The organism is Pseudomonas sp. KH_021 (genome assembly GCF_057838865.1).
Map to the genome: position 1 here is coordinate 6082261 of NZ_CM174477.1, position 18445 is coordinate 6100705.

General features: G+C 58.8%; 22 protein-coding genes. 13 read left to right on the forward strand and 9 right to left on the reverse strand.

The genetic code is table 11. The annotated features are described in order from the left end of the window. Positions 1–26 precede the first annotated feature (26 nt). Together AC3IX4_RS28015 and AC3IX4_RS28020 are read right to left on the reverse strand one after the other, a co-directional pair. Complete coding sequence (locus AC3IX4_RS28015) at positions 27–689, reverse strand: glutathione S-transferase family protein (protein WP_489258537.1); 663 nt, start codon at positions 687–689, stop codon at positions 27–29. Between the two features lie 136 nt (positions 690–825). Then, complete coding sequence (locus AC3IX4_RS28020; protein WP_489258538.1) at positions 826–1488, reverse strand: glutathione S-transferase family protein; 663 nt, start codon at positions 1486–1488, stop codon at positions 826–828. Between the two features lie 146 nt (positions 1489–1634). On the opposite strand from AC3IX4_RS28020, the gene AC3IX4_RS28025 reads away from it, so the two are divergent. The 3 genes from AC3IX4_RS28025 to AC3IX4_RS28035 all read left to right on the forward strand — a co-directional run bounded on the left by AC3IX4_RS28025 (position 1635) and on the right by AC3IX4_RS28035 (position 5333). Then, positions 1635–1928: a hypothetical protein gene (locus tag AC3IX4_RS28025; protein ID WP_489258539.1), complete on the forward strand. Its 294-nt coding sequence runs from the start codon at positions 1635–1637 to the stop codon at positions 1926–1928. A 134-nt stretch (positions 1929–2062) separates the two neighbouring features. Then, complete coding sequence (locus AC3IX4_RS28030) at positions 2063–2314, forward strand: TIGR02647 family protein (protein ID WP_489258540.1); 252 nt, start codon at positions 2063–2065, stop codon at positions 2312–2314. Positions 2315–2483: 169 nt separating this feature from the next. Then, entirely contained in the window at positions 2484–5333 is a 2850-nt protein-coding gene (locus AC3IX4_RS28035; protein ID WP_489258541.1) for a class I adenylate cyclase, read from the forward strand. A gap of 6 nt (positions 5334–5339) precedes the next feature. Here AC3IX4_RS28035 and rnk read toward each other — a convergent pair whose 3' ends face one another. The 3 genes from rnk to cyaY all read right to left on the reverse strand — a co-directional run bounded on the left by rnk (position 5340) and on the right by cyaY (position 6418). Further along, entirely contained in the window at positions 5340–5750 is a 411-nt protein-coding gene (rnk, locus tag AC3IX4_RS28040; RefSeq protein WP_489258542.1) for a nucleoside diphosphate kinase regulator, read from the reverse strand. Positions 5751–5858: 108 nt separating this feature from the next. Continuing rightward, positions 5859–6089 carry a DUF1289 domain-containing protein gene (locus AC3IX4_RS28045; RefSeq protein WP_489258543.1) on the reverse strand — a complete coding sequence of 77 codons (231 nt, stop codon included), beginning with the start codon at positions 6087–6089 and terminating at the stop codon, positions 5859–5861. Further along, positions 6086–6418 carry an iron donor protein CyaY gene (cyaY, locus tag AC3IX4_RS28050; protein ID WP_489258544.1) on the reverse strand — a complete coding sequence of 111 codons (333 nt, stop codon included), beginning with the start codon at positions 6416–6418 and terminating at the stop codon, positions 6086–6088. Before cyaY ends, AC3IX4_RS28045 begins: the two co-directional genes overlap by 4 nt. 173 nt (positions 6419–6591) lie before the next feature. On the opposite strand from cyaY, the gene lptM reads away from it, so the two are divergent. The 8 genes from lptM to AC3IX4_RS28090 all read left to right on the forward strand — a co-directional run bounded on the left by lptM (position 6592) and on the right by AC3IX4_RS28090 (position 13701). Then, the gene (gene lptM / locus AC3IX4_RS28055) at positions 6592–6738 is read left to right on the forward strand and encodes an LPS translocon maturation chaperone LptM (protein WP_489258545.1); all 147 of its coding nucleotides are present in this window, start codon (positions 6592–6594) and stop codon (positions 6736–6738) included. A gap of 9 nt (positions 6739–6747) precedes the next feature. Continuing rightward, entirely contained in the window at positions 6748–7995 is a 1248-nt protein-coding gene (gene lysA, locus AC3IX4_RS28060) for a diaminopimelate decarboxylase (protein ID WP_489258546.1), read from the forward strand. A gap of 4 nt (positions 7996–7999) precedes the next feature. After that, complete coding sequence (gene dapF / locus AC3IX4_RS28065) at positions 8000–8830, forward strand: diaminopimelate epimerase (protein WP_489258547.1); 831 nt, start codon at positions 8000–8002, stop codon at positions 8828–8830. A gap of 13 nt (positions 8831–8843) precedes the next feature. Beyond that, on the forward strand, positions 8844–9581 hold the full coding sequence (locus tag AC3IX4_RS28070; RefSeq protein WP_489258548.1) for a DUF484 family protein: 738 nt from the start codon (positions 8844–8846) through the stop codon (positions 9579–9581). Between the two features lie 2 nt (positions 9582–9583). Then, positions 9584–10483 (forward strand): tyrosine recombinase XerC, encoded by a 900-nt coding sequence (gene xerC, locus AC3IX4_RS28075; protein ID WP_489258549.1) that lies wholly within the window; start codon positions 9584–9586, stop codon positions 10481–10483. Then, positions 10480–11175, forward strand: coding sequence for an HAD family hydrolase (locus tag AC3IX4_RS28080; RefSeq protein WP_489258550.1), 696 nt, complete (start codon positions 10480–10482; stop codon positions 11173–11175). The genes xerC and AC3IX4_RS28080 overlap by 4 nt, the downstream gene beginning before the upstream one ends. Positions 11176–11367: 192 nt before the next feature. Beyond that, positions 11368–12318 (forward strand): Abi family protein, encoded by a 951-nt coding sequence (locus AC3IX4_RS28085; RefSeq protein ID WP_489258551.1) that lies wholly within the window; start codon positions 11368–11370, stop codon positions 12316–12318. A gap of 177 nt (positions 12319–12495) precedes the next feature. Beyond that, positions 12496–13701 (forward strand): ISL3 family transposase, encoded by a 1206-nt coding sequence (locus tag AC3IX4_RS28090; protein WP_489256731.1) that lies wholly within the window; start codon positions 12496–12498, stop codon positions 13699–13701. 54 nt (positions 13702–13755) lie between these two features. Here the strand turns inward: AC3IX4_RS28090 and sutA are convergent, their stop codons facing one another. The 4 genes from sutA to glnK form a co-directional block, all read right to left on the reverse strand. Then, positions 13756–14079, reverse strand: coding sequence for a transcriptional regulator SutA (gene sutA, locus AC3IX4_RS28095; RefSeq protein WP_489258552.1), 324 nt, complete (start codon positions 14077–14079; stop codon positions 13756–13758). A 103-nt stretch (positions 14080–14182) separates the two neighbouring features. Further along, entirely contained in the window at positions 14183–14608 is a 426-nt protein-coding gene (locus AC3IX4_RS28100; protein WP_489258553.1) for a secondary thiamine-phosphate synthase enzyme YjbQ, read from the reverse strand. 389 nt (positions 14609–14997) lie between these two features. Continuing rightward, positions 14998–16332 (reverse strand): ammonium transporter, encoded by a 1335-nt coding sequence (locus AC3IX4_RS28105; RefSeq protein ID WP_489258554.1) that lies wholly within the window; start codon positions 16330–16332, stop codon positions 14998–15000. 38 nt (positions 16333–16370) lie between these two features. Next, on the reverse strand, positions 16371–16709 hold the full coding sequence (gene glnK, locus AC3IX4_RS28110) for a P-II family nitrogen regulator (RefSeq protein WP_002555808.1): 339 nt from the start codon (positions 16707–16709) through the stop codon (positions 16371–16373). A 415-nt stretch (positions 16710–17124) separates the two neighbouring features. Here glnK and AC3IX4_RS28115 point away from each other — a divergent pair, with 415 nt between their 5' ends. Next, positions 17125–17385, forward strand: a complete 261-nt coding sequence (locus AC3IX4_RS28115; protein ID WP_489258555.1) for an accessory factor UbiK family protein — start codon at positions 17125–17127, stop codon at positions 17383–17385. 81 nt (positions 17386–17466) lie between these two features. After that, positions 17467–18378 (forward strand): LysR family transcriptional regulator, encoded by a 912-nt coding sequence (locus AC3IX4_RS28120; protein ID WP_489258556.1) that lies wholly within the window; start codon positions 17467–17469, stop codon positions 18376–18378. The last annotated feature ends 67 nt before the right edge of the window (positions 18379–18445 follow it).

Consider the following 18445-nt stretch of genomic DNA (forward strand, 5'->3'; position numbering starts at 1 on the left):
CTCCTACATATACACAAAGCGTCGGTTCAGTTGACGGTTTGGACTCGAGCCAAGAAGGCGGGTAGCTCGGCCTGTTGATCTTGCGCCACCGTGCGCACATGGGGCCGGGCTTTGAGGCGCTCAAGCAACTGCCTCGCAGCTGGCAGCTGTTCCAGATAATCCACCTGGAACAGCTTGCGGCCCACCTCGCAGGCCAGCTCAACGCTGTAGAGAAAATACAGGTCTGCCACGCTCAAATGCTCGCCCGCCACATAGGGGGCGAATTCCCCGCGTTTGGCCAAGGCTGCAAAGCCCTTTTCCAGATCTCGCCTGGCCTTGGCCTTCAATGCCTCTGGCGTGGGGCGCCCGCCAAAAAACACTTCGACATAGCAATAGCGCGCCGGAAGTTCGATATAGAGTTCGATTTCCTTGGCCAGCGCTCGCACCTGTGCCCTGGCAAATGGCTCTGCAGGCAATAAGGGCGAGCTCGGCTGAGTTTCCTCGAGGTAATCGAGAATGGCATCGGTCTCGCTGATAAACCCCTGCTCTGTCTCCAGTACCGGGATCTTGCCGCGCGGGCTGACATTGAGCACATCAGGATTTTGGCAGCCGTGAAAAGGCACGACCGTGAATGACAGGTTCTTTTCCAGTAAGGCCAACTTGACCATGTTGAAGTAGTTACTGGCAGCAAATCCGTAGAGTTTAAGCATTGCAGGCCTCCAGGCCTCTAAAAAGACCATTGGGAAGCTATGGTCTTTTTAGGGGGCCGCGAACCAGATAATGCTTCGCCTTAGCGTAGGAAGTGGGCTACAGATTTTGTAAACCTTTCCTCAAGACAGACCTCAGTCATCGCTTGACGGTGCGCACCATGTCAAGAAACGCTGGCATCTGCGCCTCTTTATCGGCGGCAATCTTCTTGGCATGTTCTGATTGCTGCAGACGTTCCAGCAGCGCCTTGGCCTGGGGGAAATCCTTAAGCAGGTCTACTTCAAAGACACTCTTGCCGACAGCACAGGCCAGGTCGACGCTGTAGCAGAAGAAGATGTCGGCAATGGTCAGGCTGAAGCCCGCCACATAAGGCTCAAACTTACCGTGACGTTTCAAGGTGGCAATGCCGGCCTGCAGTTCAGCCAGCGACTTGTCAAGTATCGCCTGCGGCACTTCAGCGCCGAAGAACGCCTTCGGGTAGCACGCACGCGCCGGCAGCTCGATATACAGCTCCATCTCCTTGATCAGCTCACGTACTGCGGCCCGTGCAAAGGGATCTTTGGGCAGCAATGCCTGGCCCGGTTGGGTTTGCTCGATATAGTCGAGGATCACTTCGGTTTCACTCAGAAAGCCGTGCTCGGTTTCCAGCACCGGGACCTTGCCCCGCGGGCTGATCTCCAATGCTTCGGGGCTCTGCCCCCCGAAGAACAGTTTCTCCTCGAAGGGCACGCCCTTCTCCAACAGTGCCCGCTTGACCATGTTGTAGTAATTGCTGACCGCGAATCCATGAAGTTTGAGCATCAGGCGGCCTCCAGGCCGAAAAGGGTTGGCCGGACTTTTATAGACCCTTCACCGGTAACTGGCCAGATGTATCGGGCGGCTGAATACCAACACAGCAATGCGAGCACTGGCGTGGCAAACTGAGCGCTCATTCAAAGGAGCCTGCCATGAGCGAACCCACCCCTACCGAAAACAGCGACGAAGAAGAATTCGCCGAGGCCACCCTCACCCAGGCCATCGAGAATCAGATCGAAAGTGACAACCCACCTGCTGCCAAGGCCACCTTCAACAAGCTGACCCTGGTGGGCTATGAACGTGAGGACATTCTCAACCTGATGGCCCACGTGCTGGCGATCGAAATCGACGCCATGCTCGATGAGGACCGGGCGTTCAATACCGAGTGGTACGAAGCGGCATTGCGCGCCCTGCCAGAGCTGCCGCCAGAAGAAAAACAACAATAGAAAAGTAACGGCGCAAACCGCCCGCGACGTGACTACACTGCAAGAGCCCTGCTGCCGGAACACCCTCGGGGCCGCTATGCCATACGCCTTCATCAGGTGTGTTGTCGTCCATTTCAAGAAAGTCTGGAGTCTCTATGTCGTATACCCCTGAGCTGGTTGCCGAACTTGAAATCCTTGCACTCTTCAATCTGGACAGCTCCCAGGAGGGCCTAAAAGTACATGGAACCGCGTCGCCGCAAGCGATTGCCGCGGCCAAACGCCTGTTTGAAAAAGAACTGACTGACCAGCCCGACGGCGGCTACCTGACCAGCCTGGGTCGGGATGCTGCGCAGCACGCACAAACCCTTCTGACCATTCTTAAGGCCGACTCGAAAGAAACCGCATGATTCCTCCGCGCTTGAGGCTGCAGGAAGGCAGCCTCAAGTTTTGCCGTATCTGTGCGAACTTATTTTGACGTCAAACATCAAACTGCACTTAAACCCGCCCCGGCTTGCGCAGTAAACTGCTCAATGTTTGGTCTTTCCCTTTGGCGGGTCCGGCCGGTCCGAGTCTGATATGACGTTTAGCCGTGAAATTCGCCCTGACATGGATGAGGGCATTGATCGCAAGGAGCTCGGCCAACTGCGCGGGCGATTCTTGCAACTCAATCAAGGCCGCCTGGCGCGCACTCGCGAAGGCCTGTCGACGCGACAACAGACCGTCCTGAACCTGATCCCCCTGCTGTTCCACGTCAACCACCCGATGTTGCCGGGCTACGTCTCAGGCACCACGCCTGCCGGTGTTTCCCACTACGAACCCGACGCCCTGGCGATAGCCGAAGCGCAACGCCTGACACGTTCGTTTTCCCACAAGCCGCGCCAAGGCAACGCTGCGCGACCCATTCATGGATTGTTCCTGATGGGCAGCCTGGGGACGCTGGCCCAAGCCGAGCAAAGCGACATGGATGTCTGGGTCTGCCACGCCCCGGGCCTTGAGCTCGATGCCCTGCAGCAGTTACGCAAGAAATCCCAGGCTCTCGAAGCCTGGGCCGCCAGCCTGGGCACCGAAGCACACTTTTTCCTGATCGACCCGCAACGCTACGCCAGGGGCGAACGTGACAGTCAGCTCAGTTCCGACGACTGTGGTACTACCCAGCATTACTTGTTATTGGATGAGTTCTACCGGACGGCTATCTGGCTTGCCGGCCGCACGCCCCTTTGGTGGCTGGTGCCGGCTTATGAAGAGTCACGCTACGAGGCTTACACACAAGCGCTGGTCTCAAAGCGTTTTGTGGCGGCCGAAGAAGTGCTCGACCTTGGCCACCTGGCGCATATTCCAGCGGACGAGTTTATCGGGGCCGGGTTGTGGCAACTGTTCAAGGGCATCGAATCGCCCTACAAGTCATTGCTCAAGCTGCTGCTGATCGAGGTGTATGCCAGTGAATACCCTCAAGTCCAGTGCCTGAGCCTGCGCTTGAAACAGGCTGTTTATGCTAACCACCTGAACCTCGACGATCTCGACCCCTACGTGATGGTGTATCGACGTATCGAGGAGTACCTCAATGCCCGTACTGAGCGCGAGCGCCTGGAGCTGGTACGGCGCAGTCTGTACCTTAAGGTGAATAGAAAGCTTGGCAGCGTACCGCGCCAAATCGACCGCGGCTGGCAACGTCCGCTGCTTGAGCAGCTGGCCAGCGAGTGGGGGTGGGACGAACGACAACTGGCGCTGCTCGACAGCCGCAGCCAGTGGAAAGTCCGCCAGGTCAGCACCGAACGCCGTGCCGTGGTCAACGAACTGAACTACAGCTACCGGTTTCTGACTCGCTTTGACAGCCATCAGAATGCCTCCAGCCAAATAGACAAGCGTGACCTCAATATCCTGGGCCGACGCCTCTATGCAGCCTTCGAGCGCAAGGCCGGCAAGGTCGAGCGCATCAACCCCGGCATTGCCCCGGACCTTGCCGAAGACACGGTGACGTTGCTGCAGTCACCGATCCTCAACGAACCCAGCCAGGCTCACTGGGGTCTGTATAGCGCAAACCTGACCGCCCAGGAATGCACGCACTTTGCCCCCCTCAAACGCAGCCGCGGGCTGGTTGAGCTGCTGGCATGGAGTCATTGCAACGGCGTGATCGACAGCCGTACCCGCATCGCACTGCATCCCGGCGGCAGCGATCTGGGAGAGCACGAGCTCCTCAATCTGCTGGCCAGCCTGCAGAAAAACCTCCCCGTGCCACTGGCAGCGGCCAGCGACGATGACCTGCTCCGCCCTGCGATCCCCAGGACCGTGCTGATGCTGATCAACACAAGCCTGGACCCGCTCAAGCAATATCGCGACCTGGCACGTGCCGTCAGCGGTGAGCACACAGACTCCCTGAGCTTTGGCAGCCATCGGGAAAACCTTGCGCAGACGCTGGACCTGGTCATGCTCAACAGCTGGAATGAAGTGCAGGTCCAGCGCTATGACGGCGTGCATGGTTTACTCGACGGCTTGCGCGACTGTCTCAGCGCCCTGCCCTGCGAAGCCCCTGCAGCCACCCTGCGAGTGCATTGCTTCGGCAACCCGCGAGCCCGGTCGATTGCCCAGCGCGTGGAACGAGTGCTGGCCACCGCGCAAGCCTTGCTGGCGCAAAACGCTCATTACCGTTACCTGCTGCACATCGGACAGCGTTATCACGCCCTGGAGCTTGAACCTGGCAATGTTTGCCATGTAGCGCTCGATGATATGCACGCGGTGTTCGAGTACCTCGGGCAGGAACGCAATCACTACAGCCCGGTGTACCTGGACGGTCAGGCCCTGCAAGACCACGATTTGGCCATGCTGCTGCCACAGGGTCGGCCGGGCTGCATTCAGGTGTTCTACCGGGTCGGCCAAAACACGGCGCAGCTATACGTGCTGGATGAATTCAATGCGCTATGGCAACAACAGCTGCCCTATCACGATGAGCACAGCCTGCTGGCGCCGCTGCAACGGTTTTTCCATTCGATCGTATTCCGGCGCGTGAGCAAGATGACGCTGGACAGCCTGCCGGTCGCAGAGGGGCCACCGGTGTTTTATTACCAGCTATTGGCCGATGGTGACACCAGGGCCTACCGAGTCGAGCCCCGTCCCAGCCCGCAGAGCCAGGCAGACAAACCTTTCTATGCCGTCCAGGCGATCATCGAGCGGGCCGTTGGCGGACAGATGCATACCGCCCTGTATTGCAATCAGCAGGAATTTGCCGAGTTTGACCATGGCGACCAGCTGTTTTTCAAGGTGGCCGAACAAATCGTCAGCCAGCGCCGAGAGGCACAGCGCTACCGCTGCTACATCACAGACCTGGACCTGTCCGGGCTGATCGGGGATGGGCCGGGCTCGACCGGCCTGTACCTGCGCTACAAGGCTGAACTGGAACGCGCCTTGAACCATGCGCTGGCAGCGATCTAATACGCCTTACAGGTCGAAATCGCCGGCAGCTTCAGGCTGGTATTCGATTTCCAGCAACGTGAGCTTGAGGGTCTTGCCACCGGGAGCGGGCCAATCTATTTGCTCACCGACGCGCAAGCCCAGCAGAGCACAACCGATAGGAGCCAGGATCGAAACCTTACCTTCAGGGCCGGCATCCTTGGGGTAAACCAGGGTCAGGTGATAGTCCTTGCCGCTGCTTTCTTCGCGGCAATGCACCCGCGAATTCATGGTCACGACACCGGCTGGCACTTCCTCGTGCCCGACCACGTGTTCGGCGCGATCCAGCTCGGCTTGCAGGGCAGCAACCCCTGGTAAGTCTTCATCCAGGCCTTCGAGCAAACGCTCCAGGCGCTGAACATCCAGGCGAGTCAGGGTGAGGGAAGGGGCAGTGCTCATGATCCAGTCAGGCTCCTTTTTTAATGGGCTAAATAAAGCAAAACCCCGCCCAAAGAGGCGGGGTTTTGACAGCAAACTAACTGGACACTACCACAGACAGGCAAATACTCAAGCGGGCGGGTGGTTTCCTGCCGCACGGCGTTGATCTGCCTCACGACAGATCTGTCGACGCTGCTCATCATCGGCCGAGCGCCAGGCACGAATGTCCTCCACATGCCGGAAACAGCCCAGGCACACCCGCGCTTCATCCAGACGGCAAAGGCTGATGCACGGTGACTTCACCGCCGGGCTGACGTTGCTATAGAGCGGTTTGGCAGGCCGAGGAGCGGTCACGTTCAAATCTCGTCGAAGTCGAGCTCGATGCCCGCCTGTTCTTCGACCAGACGCGCCAGCATCTCGCCCAACTGCTCATCGGATTTATCGCACATCCACTTCTTGCTGTCTTCGTCGTAGTCGAAATGGAAACCACCGGAGCGAGCTGCCAGCCATAACTGGCGCAGTGGTTCCTGGCGACTGAAAATCAGCTGGGTGCCGTTCTCGAATTTCACGGTCAGGACGCCGGCGGACTTTTCCACATCCAGGTCCAGATCGCTTTCATCGAACAGATCCTCCAATGCCTCTTGGGTGGCATCGACCAGATCGTGAAAGCGGGCTTCGGACAAACTCATTGCAAGAACCTCGAAAAGTGACTGTTCACGCTTAAGCGCGGGAAGATACGAGGCTGGGGCGCTTAATGCAAAGATTACTGACCAGCCACAAGCCCACAAGACGGGCTGCATAGGCAAGCCGTCGGGTGGTCGGTATACTCGGGCACAATTACTGCTTACCCAAGGATTTCGCCATGAAGCGCCTGATTTCCTCTCTTGCTGCGCTCGTCGCGGTCGCCTGCCTTGTCTCCGCGTGTGGCCAAAAAGGCCCGCTGTATCTCCCCGATGACAGCAAATCGCCCGAAGACCAAGCCAAGTCGCAACAGCACAAGCACTACTAAGGGAACACCATGGACGCTTTTGACTACCGCGACGGTACGCTGTTCGCGGAAGGTGTGGCATTGCCTTCTATCGCCGAGCGATTCGGCACGCCCACCTACGTGTATTCCCGCGCCCACATCGAAGCGCAGTACCGCGCCTATGCCGACGCCCTGGAAGGCGTTGACAGCCTGGTTTGCTTCGCCGTCAAGGCCAACTCCAACCTCGCCGTCCTGAACGTCCTGGCCCGCCTGGGCGCAGGTTTCGACATCGTTTCCGGTGGCGAGCTGGAGCGCGTATTGGCGGCCGGTGGCCGCGCCGACCGCATTGTGTTCTCCGGTGTCGGCAAGACCCGCAACGACATGCGCCGCGCCCTGGAAGTGGGCGTGCACTGCTTTAATATCGAGTCGACCGACGAGCTTGAACGCCTGCAGGAAGTAGCTGCCGAGATGGGCAAATATGCCCCCGTCTCCCTGCGCGTCAACCCGGACGTGGACGCCGGCACCCACCCGTATATTTCCACCGGTCTCAAAGAGAACAAGTTCGGTATCGCCATTGCCGATGCCGAGGCGGTCTACGTGCGCGCCGCGCAGTTGCCGAACCTGGAAATCATCGGTGTCGACTGCCACATCGGCTCGCAACTGACCACGGTCGAGCCGTTCCTCGATGCACTTGATCGCCTGCTCGACCTGGTCGAACGCCTGAGCGAATGCGGCATCTACCTGCGTCACCTGGACCTGGGCGGCGGTGTCGGCGTGCGTTATCGCGATGAAGAGCCACCGCAAGTAGCCGACTACATCAAGGCAGTGCGCGAGCGTACCGAGGGCCTGGGCCTGGCACTGGTTTTCGAGCCGGGCCGCTTTATCGTCGCCAACGCCGGCGTGCTGCTGACCCGCGTCGAGTATCTCAAGCACACCGAAGACAAGGATTTCGCCATCGTCGATGCGGCCATGAACGACTTGATCCGCCCAGCCCTCTACCAGGCCTGGATGGACGTCAAGGCCGTGCAACCTCGCGACGAGTCCGCTCGCACCTACGACATCGTCGGGCCGATCTGCGAAACCGGTGACTTCCTGGCCAAGGAGCGCGAACTGGCGCTGGCCGAGGGCGACTTGCTGGCCGTGCAGTCCGCGGGCGCCTATGGTTTTGTCATGAGTTCGAACTACAACACCCGTGGCCGTTGCGCCGAAGTGCTGGTTGATGGTGAACAGGCTTTTGAAGTCCGTCGCCGGGAAACCGTGGCCGAGCTGTATGCAGGCGAAAGCCTGTTGCCGGAGTAAGCCCATGCTGCTGCGTTTTACCAAAATGCATGGGTTGGGCAATGACTTCATGGTCCTGGACCTGGTCAGCCAACACGCGCACATTCTGCCCAAACATGCCAAGCAATGGGGCGATCGTCATACGGGGATCGGTTTCGATCAACTACTGATCGTCGAGGCGCCGAGCAACCCGGACGTGGACTTTCGCTACCGGATCTTCAACGCCGACGGCTCGGAAGTCGAACAGTGCGGCAACGGCGCGCGCTGCTTTGCCCGCTTCGTGCTGGACAAGCGCCTGACCGCTAAAAAACTCATCCGGGTTGAAACCAAAAGCGGCATCATCGAACTGGACATCCGCAACGACGGTCAGATCTGCGTCGACATGGGGCCGCCCCGCCTGGTGCCGGAGCAGATTCCGTTCCAGGCCGACGAGCAAGCCCTGAGCTATGAGCTTGATGTCGACGGCCTGAGCGTTCAACTGGCCGCCGTGTCCATGGGCAACCCGCATGCGGTGCTGCGCGTAGAAGAGATCAACCAGGCGCCCGTGCATGAGCTGGGGCCGAAAATCGAAAACCACCCGCGCTTCCCACAGCGGGTTAACGTCGGTTTTCTCCATGTGGTCGATCGCCACCGCGCGCAACTGCGTGTATGGGAGCGCGGCGCCGGGGAAACCCAGGCCTGCGGTACCGGGGCTTGTGCAGCGGCTGTCGCGGCTATTAGCCAAGGCTGGATGGATTCGCCATTGTTGATCGACTTGCCCGGCGGGCGGTTGTCTATCGAGTGGGGTGGCCCTGGCCAGCCAGTACTGATGACAGGCCCAGCCGTACGGGTTTACGAAGGACAGGTTCGTTTATGAGTGAGCACAGACAATGACTGACCAGCCTCAGGTTCCAGCCGACAAGCCCAGCGAGCAACCCTCTGAAAGCTTTACGCCAGCCCTTGAGGCTGAAGCTGTCGCCGCTTACCTGCGCGAACATCCCGAGTTCTTCGCCCAGCACGATGACCTGCTGGTGGAAATGCGCATCCCCCACGAGCGCGGCGACGCCGTCTCGCTGGTGGAGCGCCAGCTCAAACTGCTGCGCGAACGCAATATCGAGATGCGCCATCGCTTGTCCCAACTGATGGACGTCGCCCGGGACAACGACCGGTTGTTCGAGAAAACACGCCGCTTGATCCTGGACCTGCTGGATGCAACCAGTCTGGAAGACGTGGTGATCACGGTCGAAGACAGCTTGCGCCAGGAGTTCCAGGTGCCCTTTGTCAGCCTGATCCTGTTCAGCGACATTGCCACCCCTGTCGGCCGCTGGGTCAACGGCGCCGAAGCCCAGCAAGCCATCGGCGGCCTGCTGTCGGGCGGCAAGACCGTCAGCGGAACCCTGCGTGAGCATGAGCTGGACTTTTTGTTCGGTGAAGAACAGCGCAAACAGGTCGGTTCAACGGCTGTTGTCGCACTGAGCCACCAGGGCCTGCATGGGGTATTGGCGATCGGTAGCCGAGACCCACAGCACTACAAAAGCTCAGTGGGTACTCTGTTTCTCAGCTACATCGCCGAAGTGCTGGCGCGCATTGTGCCCCGCTTCACCACCACCCTGCGCCCGGTGCGCTGAACATGCTCGCCGCCCTGGACGCTTACTGCACGCACCTGCGCAGCGAGCGCCAGGTCTCGCCGCACACTTTGCAAGCCTATCGCCGCGATCTCGACACGGTGCTTGGCTACTGCACCAAGGAGCAGGTCCCAAGCTGGGATGCACTGCAAATCCAACACCTGCGCCGCCTGGTGGCTCGCCTGCACCAAGAGGGGAAATCCTCTCGCAGCCTGGCGCGGCTGCTGTCGGCAGTGCGCGGTTTCTATCGCTACCTGAACCGCGAAGGCCTCTGCAGCCACGACCCGGCCAATGGCCTGTCGCCGCCCAAGGGTGAACGCAAACTGCCCAAGACGCTGGACACTGATCGTGCCCTGCAACTGCTGGAAGGTGGCGTCGAGGATGATTTTCTGGCCCGTCGCGACCAGGCTATTCTCGAATTGTTCTACTCCTCCGGCCTTCGCCTGTCCGAGCTGACGGGCCTGAATCTCGACCAACTGGACCTCGGCGCAGGGCTGGTGCAAGTCCATGGCAAGGGCAGCAAGACCCGCGTACTGCCAGTGGGTCGCAAGGCCCGCGAAGCACTGGAGTTGTGGCTGGACATGCGCCTGATGAGCAACCCGGTGGATGATGCCGTGTTCGTCAGCCAAAAAGGCCGCAGGCTGGGCCCTCGGGCCATTCAAGTGCGGGTCAAGTCTGCTGGCGAGCGCGAGCTGGGCCAGCACTTGCACCCCCACATGCTGCGGCACTCGTTTGCCAGCCACCTGCTGGAATCCTCACAAGACCTGCGCGCCGTGCAGGAAATGCTCGGGCATGCCGATATTGCCACCACCCAGATTTACACCCACCTCGATTTCCAGCACCTGGCCACGGTGTACGATAGCGCTCACCCACGAGCCAAACGCAGCAAGAGCAGCGACTCATGACCATTAAGCTGATCACTTTCGACCTCGACGACACCTTGTGGGACACCGCGCCCGTGATTGTCAGCGCCGAGGCCACCCTGCGTGACTGGCTGGCCGAGCACGCCAGCAAACTGGGGCCAATTCCGGTCGAGCACCTGTATGCCATCCGCGAGCGCCTGGTGCAGGCCGAGCCCGAAATGAAGCACCGCATCAGCGCCTTGCGCCGCCGCGTGCTGTTCCACGCCCTGGAAGATGCCGGCTACGGCCATGCAGAAGCGCAAGAGATGGCCGACACGGCCTTTGAAGTGTTTTTGCAGGCGCGCCACCAGATCCAGGTCTTTCCCGAAGTCCAGCCGCTGCTTGAAGTGCTGTGCCAGCACTACACGCTGGGGGTGCTCACCAACGGCAACGCCGATGTGCGCCGCCTGGGCCTGGCCGACTATTTCAAGTTCACGCTGTGCGCCGAGGACCTGGGGGTCGGCAAACCCGACCCGCGCCCATTCGCTGAAGCCTTGCGCCGCGGCGGTGCCGATGCCCGCAGTGCTGTGCATATCGGTGACCACCCCGGTGATGACATTGCCGGGGCCCAGCAAGCTGGCTTACGCGCGATCTGGTTCAACCCTCAAGGTAAGGTCTGGGAGGCGGACAACCGCCCCGATGCCGAGATTCGCAACTTGACCGAACTTCCCGCACTGCTCAAGCGCTGGGCCTGAACGCCAGGCATGAAAAAGCCCGCAGCGGGCTGAGGTGATTCGTGATGTCTAGAGGGATTTCGGATCGACAGAAAGCAAAAACCCCGCATTTGGCGGGGTTCTTACTCAGGGTACAAGGGCACGACCAATAATGGAAAACCCCTGTTTCGACGCAAATACTATTGAAATAAAACAAGAGTGGCAAGGGGCTTCATGCTGAACCATCTTACCAAGCCTCGACTTACAACCGTTGAAAGCTTCTTCCGGACGAGAAGCGATGCTGAGCTGCTGGGATGCTACGCCTGGTCCCAGGCTGTTGGGGCCAGCTTGCTCCCGATTCTAGGTGACTTCGAGGTTAGCCTTAGAAACGCTCTGCATCGCGGGCTCTCTCAATACTACGGCCAAGTAGATAATTTTGACTGGATGTTGAAGACCAGGCCGAATGCGGCGAAGCTGAAGAATCCTGCCGCGCCTGATCTGGCTTGGCACCGCCTGACGACACAGACACACGATGAAATACAAAGAGCGGTAGCCAAAATCAACGGTCGAAAAAAGACCAGCTCAGCGTCAATTGATGACATCGTGGCGAAGCTCTCGTTTGGTTTTTGGGAGACGGTCATACGAGGCATGAACCACAGCAGCCATCCGGCCGATTTGAAAGGCAGAGTACTCACTGTTGCGTTTCCTAATGCACCAGATCTAGCAACTATCCCATACGCAGATGCTGCCTTCATTCGAAGGTTGAGTAATCTTCTATATCAGGTGCGGGATGTGAGGAACCGGATCGGCCACCACGACCAAATTTGGAAGACACCCGAATTCGACTCCCACGGACGGTTAGGTTTTATTCCAAGAAGGCCAAGACACACCATTAAAAGCCTTCGTATGCTCTGCGACCGAATTTCTTGGCTTGCAGGGTGGATTGATGCAGGAATCAACGCTTATATCAGGTCATCTGATCACTGGTGGTCCATGCAGACTCTGTTGAGTCAAGAAGCTCTAGCCGTGTACAGGAAGAATGGAGGGCAGATTGGTACTTACGACGCTATCATCCGAACTGCACCATCACATGGATTCGTGGCTTGGCCCAGACATCAGTTTGGAACTCCTATGAAAGCGCAACAAATCAACAATCGAATCATCACCAAACGATTCCACTTCTGATAGTCCAGCACTTGCGCGTTACGTTGTAGCCGGGGGCTCACGTTTAGGAGACGCATATTTAGCGACATACAGAATAAAAAAGGTTCTTCACGGAATCCTGGGAAATAGACAAAAAAGAACGGCGATTTGACCGATGATGTTCGTGCGAGCAAACCCATCAACCAAACCGCCGTTCTCATGCCAGATATTAATACGATCCTGCCTTTTTGGGATGGATTTTCTGTGGCTTCCGCCCAAGTCGTTGGCGGCTCTCTCCAGATCAACCTAACCCCTCGACCTAATCAGATTCCTCTTTGCAGCGGCTGCCTCAAGCCCTGCCTTGCTGTCCACGACCAGTCAGAGCGATCCATTCGGGATCTGCCAATTCTTGGCCACCCTGTCACGCTTACCGCTGTTTTTAGACGCCTGCGTTGCCTGGACTGCGGGACTCGGATGGAGTCGGTCAGTTGGCTTGATCGGTACGCCAGGCTTAGCGCAAGGCTTTGCCAAGCGGTCATCAAAGCCTGTCGCCAGATGGCAACGCTCCATGTCGCTCAACTCTTTGGCCTGCACTGGGAAACAGTGCGCGTCCTGGAGCGTCGCGCGCTTGAGCAAACATTGCATGAACTACCCGAGGCCGAGCCCAAGCGCTTGGTGATGGATGAGTTCGCCTTGTTCAAGGGGCATCGCTACGCCAGCGTGATCTTGGATGCCGATACGCGTCGCGTTTTGTGGGTGGGTGAAGGGCGCAGCCGGATAGCTATACGCTCGTTTTTCGAGGATCTGGGGCCAGAGCGGTGTTCACAAATCGAAGCGGTCGCCATGGATATGAATACGGCCTTCGATCTGGAAGTGAAACATCACTGCCGCAATGCGCGAGTGGTCTACGACCTGTTTCATGTCATCGCCAAATACGGTCGTGAAGTCATCGACAGGGTACGAGTCGACGAGGCTAACCGACTGCGCCATGACAAACCGGCGAGAAAGGTGGTCAAGCAGGCCCGCTGGCTCTTGCTGCGCAACCCCGAAAATCTGAAGAGCCAAGAGCAGCAGGTACATCTGCAGGATTTATTGGATGCCAATCAGTCGCTGATGACGGTCTATATCATGAAGGCTGAGCTCAAAGCGCTATGGTCGAGCGAAACAGCGTGGGAATGGCGTAGGGCGTGGAAACAATGGATGGGGCATGCCAAGCAGAGCGGCATTCCTTCGTTGATCCAGTTCGCGAAAAGGCTGAGCGGTTACTGGCGAGGCATTTTGAGCAGAGTTCGATGGCCAATGCACACAGGCCAACTAGAGGGGATCAACAATCGGATCAAGGTCATCAAGCGAATGGCTTACGGCTACCGGGACAGCGCATTTTTCTTCTTGAAGATCAAATGCGCTTTTCCCGGCAATCCGTGAAGAACCATAAAAAAGCCCGCAGCGACGGCGGGCTTTTTCAAAAAGCGCGGGCAATCAGATAGGGCGGCTGCCGTATTTGTTGTCGGGCTTCTTGGGTGGATCAGCCACCACATTGGCCTCGACCTCTTGCACCTTACCGCCTCGAGACAGGAACTCTTCCATGGCGCGGGCAAGCGCATCGCGCTCTTTGTTTTTAGCTTCTACGCTGGGTAGGTCGTCGACCGAGACCGCAGCCTTGGCCTTGCCCTTGGCCGTCGGGGCAGGTACATCACTGCCATCATCTTCCGCGACATCTTCAGCGGCAGCTTCAAGACCTTCTTCGGTGTCGTCCTCGTCACCTACTTCCAGGTCGTCGTTTTCCAGATCGTCGTCGCTCATGTTCAACCTCATGACTTTCGAAAAGCAGATTAGTTATAGCCCAGCCACGCCTTCTTATAGAAGATCGCCAGGGAAAATTCAAAATCCGCTGCCAGGCAGCGGCTCAAGCACCCTCGCCGTACAAGGTGACGAGGACCTTGCGAACACCGCCATGATCGCGATGTTCGCCCAAATAGACACCTTGCCAGCTACCTAACGCCAATCGCCCTGCCGTTACCGGCAGGCTCAATTGACAGCCTAGCAAACTGGCCTTGAAGTGTGCGGGCAGGTCATCTTCACCTTCGTCGTTGTGTTCGTAACCGGTCGATCCTTGTGGGACCAGCCGGTTGAAAAACCGTTCGAAGTCACGACGCACCGCCGGATCGGCGTTCTCGTTGATGGTCAGCGACGCCGAAGTATGTTGCAACCACAAATGCAGCAAGCCAATGCGACAGCCACGCAACTGTGGCAGGCCGGCAAGCAATTCGTCGGTTACCAGATGAAAGCCCCGGGGCCGAGCCCGCAGGGTGATCAGGGTCTGTTGCCACATACCGTTCTCCACACCTTCGGCGCGCATTCTAGCGCGCTATGGAAAAAAGCAAAGACCTATTAAACACTCCGTGTTGTAAGTCTTTGACCTACCTTCGCGGCGCGTGGCGACTGGCCCGAAATCGTCGATGAAAAATCGTTTGCGCCTGTACGAACTGACAAAACGCAGACAAAAAAATGCCCGGCGAACCGGGCATAGATTACTGACAAATCAGCAGCAGATCTCAATTGTAGCCGCTGCCGACAGGCTGCGATCGACCGCACAGCGGGCGCAGGATGTTAAAACCGCATAGGCGCCCCTGACGGGCCGCATCGCAGCCTTCGGCAGCGGCTACAGGGTTTGTCAGCAATCTATGCCCGGCGAACCGGGCCATTTTTTGCGGCGACGGCTTACAGGTTGTAGCCACGCTCGTTGTGTTGCGCCAGATCGAGGCCGACGGATTCTTCTTCTTCGTTGACCCGCAGGCCCATGACCGCATCCAGCACCTTGAGGATGATGTAGGTCACGATTGCGGTGTAGATCACGGTGAAACCGACGCCTTTGCACTGAATCCAGACTTGGGCTGCGATATCTTCAACCGTGCCGAAGCCGCCGAGTGCCGGAGCTGCGAATACGCCGGTCAGGATCGCGCCGACAATACCGCCGATCCCATGCACACCGAAGGCATCCAGGGAGTCGTCGTAGCCCATCTTGCGCTTGAGGCTGGTTGCGCAGAAGTAGCAGACCACACCGGACACCAGGCCAATCACCAGGGCCCCCATCGGGCCGACGGTGCCAGCTGCCGGCGTAATGGCAACCAGGCCTGCCACCACGCCCGAAGCGATACCCAGGGCGCTTGGCTTACCGTGGGTGATCCACTCGGCGAACATCCAGCCCAGGGCTGCAGCCGCGGTGGCAATCTGAGTCACCAGCATGGCCATGCCAGCGGTGCCGTTGGCGGCAGCGGCCGAGCCTGCGTTGAAGCCGAACCAGCCGATCCACAGCATGGCCGCGCCCATCAGGGTGTAACCCAGGTTGTGCGGGGCCATTGGGGTGGTCGGGAAGCCTTTGCGCTTGCCCAGCACCAGGCACGCCACCAGGCCTGCGATACCGGCATTGATATGCACCACGGTACCGCCAGCGAAGTCCAGCACGCCCCAGTCCCACATCAGGCCGCCGTTACCGCTCCAGACCATGTGAGCAATAGGGGCGTAGACCAGGGTGAACCAGATGGCCATGAAAATCAGCATCGCGGAGAACTTCATCCGCTCGGCGAAGGCACCGACGATCAGCGCCGGAGTGATGATCGCGAAGGTCATCTGGAAGGTAATGAACACGGCTTCCGGGAACAGCGCGGTGGCTGACGTCAAGCTGGCAGGCGTTACACCGGCGAGAAAAGCCTTGGAGAAACCACCAATGAACGAGTTGACGTTAACGACGCCCTGTTCCATGCCCGTGGTGTCGAAAGCGATGCTGTAGCCGTAGATAACCCACAGCACACTGATCAAGCCTGTGATCGCAAAGCACTGCATCATCACCGACAGAATGTTCTTGGAGCGCACCATGCCGCCGTAGAACAGGGCAAGGCCGGGGATGGTCATGAACAGCACCAACGCCGTCGAGGTCAACATCCAGGCGGTGTCGCCGGAGTTGAGTACAGGGGCTGCCGCCTCTTCTGCCATGGCCATGCCAGGCATTATGAGGGACAAAAGGGCTCCTAGCCCTGCGAAACGACGCAGAGTCATGTTGTTATCTCCTGGGGCGTTGGGTTTGGGGCTACTTTTTAGATCGCGTCGGTATCGGTTTCGCCGGTACGGATGCGGATGGCCTGTTCCAGATTGACCACGAAAATCTTGCCGTCACCGATCTTGCCGGTGTTGGCCGCCTTGGTGATCGCTTCGATGACCCGATCCAGATCCTTGTCATCGATAGCGACGTCGATCTTCACCTTGGGCAGAAAATCGACCACGTATTCCGCACCACGATACAGCTCGGTGTGTCCCTTCTGCCGACCGAAGCCTTTGACTTCAGTGACGGTAATGCCCTGTACGCCGATTTCAGACAGCGACTCGCGCACGTCGTCCAACTTGAACGGCTTGATGATGGCAGTGACTAGCTTCATGAAACTCTCTCCCGAATTGGTGGACTTGCCCCAGGAAAACAAACCCGTCTCAAGTCTAAGCGCAAGTGTCTGGCTTTGTAACGCTCCGTCGGCCTCACATCCCCCGACCAACACCAGAAACCCCATGACAAACACTTCTCGCGGCGCCAATGCACTGCTTCATCACAGTGACTGCATCAGTGCATGAGTTATGTTCGTATAAGCAGAAACCTTGCCAGCTCCAGCAAACGCTTGAATTTCAGCAGCTTGCTAACAAAATGCCACCTATGCCTGTAATCGGGGCACGCTTGACGCACAATTACGGTGCACACCGCCCGTTAGCAGTGCTCAAAAAACGTGCAGCCTTGCAGTGCTCCAGACACCGGTATTGCGCGTGATACACTCGTCCCCATTCTGTTTTCTGGACAACCCCACCATGCTCGCCCCCAAAGCCTTTCTCGATGCCCTGAGCGATCAAGCCTCGCGTCTGTTCAGCAGCGACACCTCCCAGCCTCGCAACGAACTGGAAAGCCAGTTCAAGGCCCTTTTGCAGAGCGGCTTCAGCAAGCTGGAGCTGGTCAGCCGTGAAGAGTTCGACAGCCAGATGGTTGTCCTGGCCCGCACCCGCGCCCGCCTTGAGAGCCTGGAAGCCAAGGTCGCGGAAATGGAAAGCCGCTTGAACGCAACGGCCGAGTAAGGCCAGGCGGTATTATCTGGACGGCGCTACCGGCGCCTTCCTACACTGCCTTGGCAGACATGGGCGAAAAGGCAGGTAGGGATGAACCGCAATGAGCTGCGCAAGGCTGACATCAATCTGATGGTGGTCTTTGAAACACTGATGCAGGAACGCAACGTCACCCGGGCCGCAGAAAAGCTGTTTCTAGGCCAGCCCACCATCAGTGCCGCACTCAATCGCCTGCGTAATATGTTCAATGACCCCTTGTTCATTCGCGTCGGCCACCGCATGGAACCGACGGCGCGCGCCGAAGAACTCATCCGCCATCTTTCCCCGGCACTGGACGCCATGTCCGTCGCCCTGAGCCTGACCCACGACTTCAACCCCGCCGAAAGCACCATGACCTTCCGCATCGGCCTGTCCGATGATGTGGAATTCGGCCTGCTGCCGCCGACCCTGCGCGCCTTGCGCCAGGAAGCCCCGCACGTGGTCTTCGTGGTCCAGCATGTGGATTACTGGCGCATCCCCGACCTGCTCGCCAGCGGCGACATTACCGTGGGCATCACCCAGACCCGCGGCCTGCCAGCCAACGCCAAGCGCAAACTGCTGCGACGCATCCATCCGCGCGTGCTGCGAGCCGATGCATCCGATACGCCCCTGACCCTGGACGAGTTCTGCGCCCGCCCGCATGTGCAGGTGTCACACACCGCCAACACCAGCGGCGTGGTCGACGAATGGCTGCAAGAGATCGGCCGCAAGCGCCACGTGGTGTTGTCTGTCCCGCAATTCAGCTCCCTGCCTGCATTGCTCGCGGGTACCGACCTGCTCGCCGGCCTACCGGACTACGCCGCCGATGCCATGGCGACCACGGGCTTGGTGTTTGCCGAGCCGCTGCCGTTCGATACGCCCACGCTCGACCTGTCGATGGTGTGGTTGAGCATTCTGGATACCGACCCTGCGGAGCGGTGGTTGCGGTCGCGGTTGGAAGCACATATGAGTGATCGCAAACGCTAACCCTGTAGGAGCCGACCTTGGTCGCGATAGCATCACCGCGGTTCCGCTCTAGTATCGCGGTGAGCCC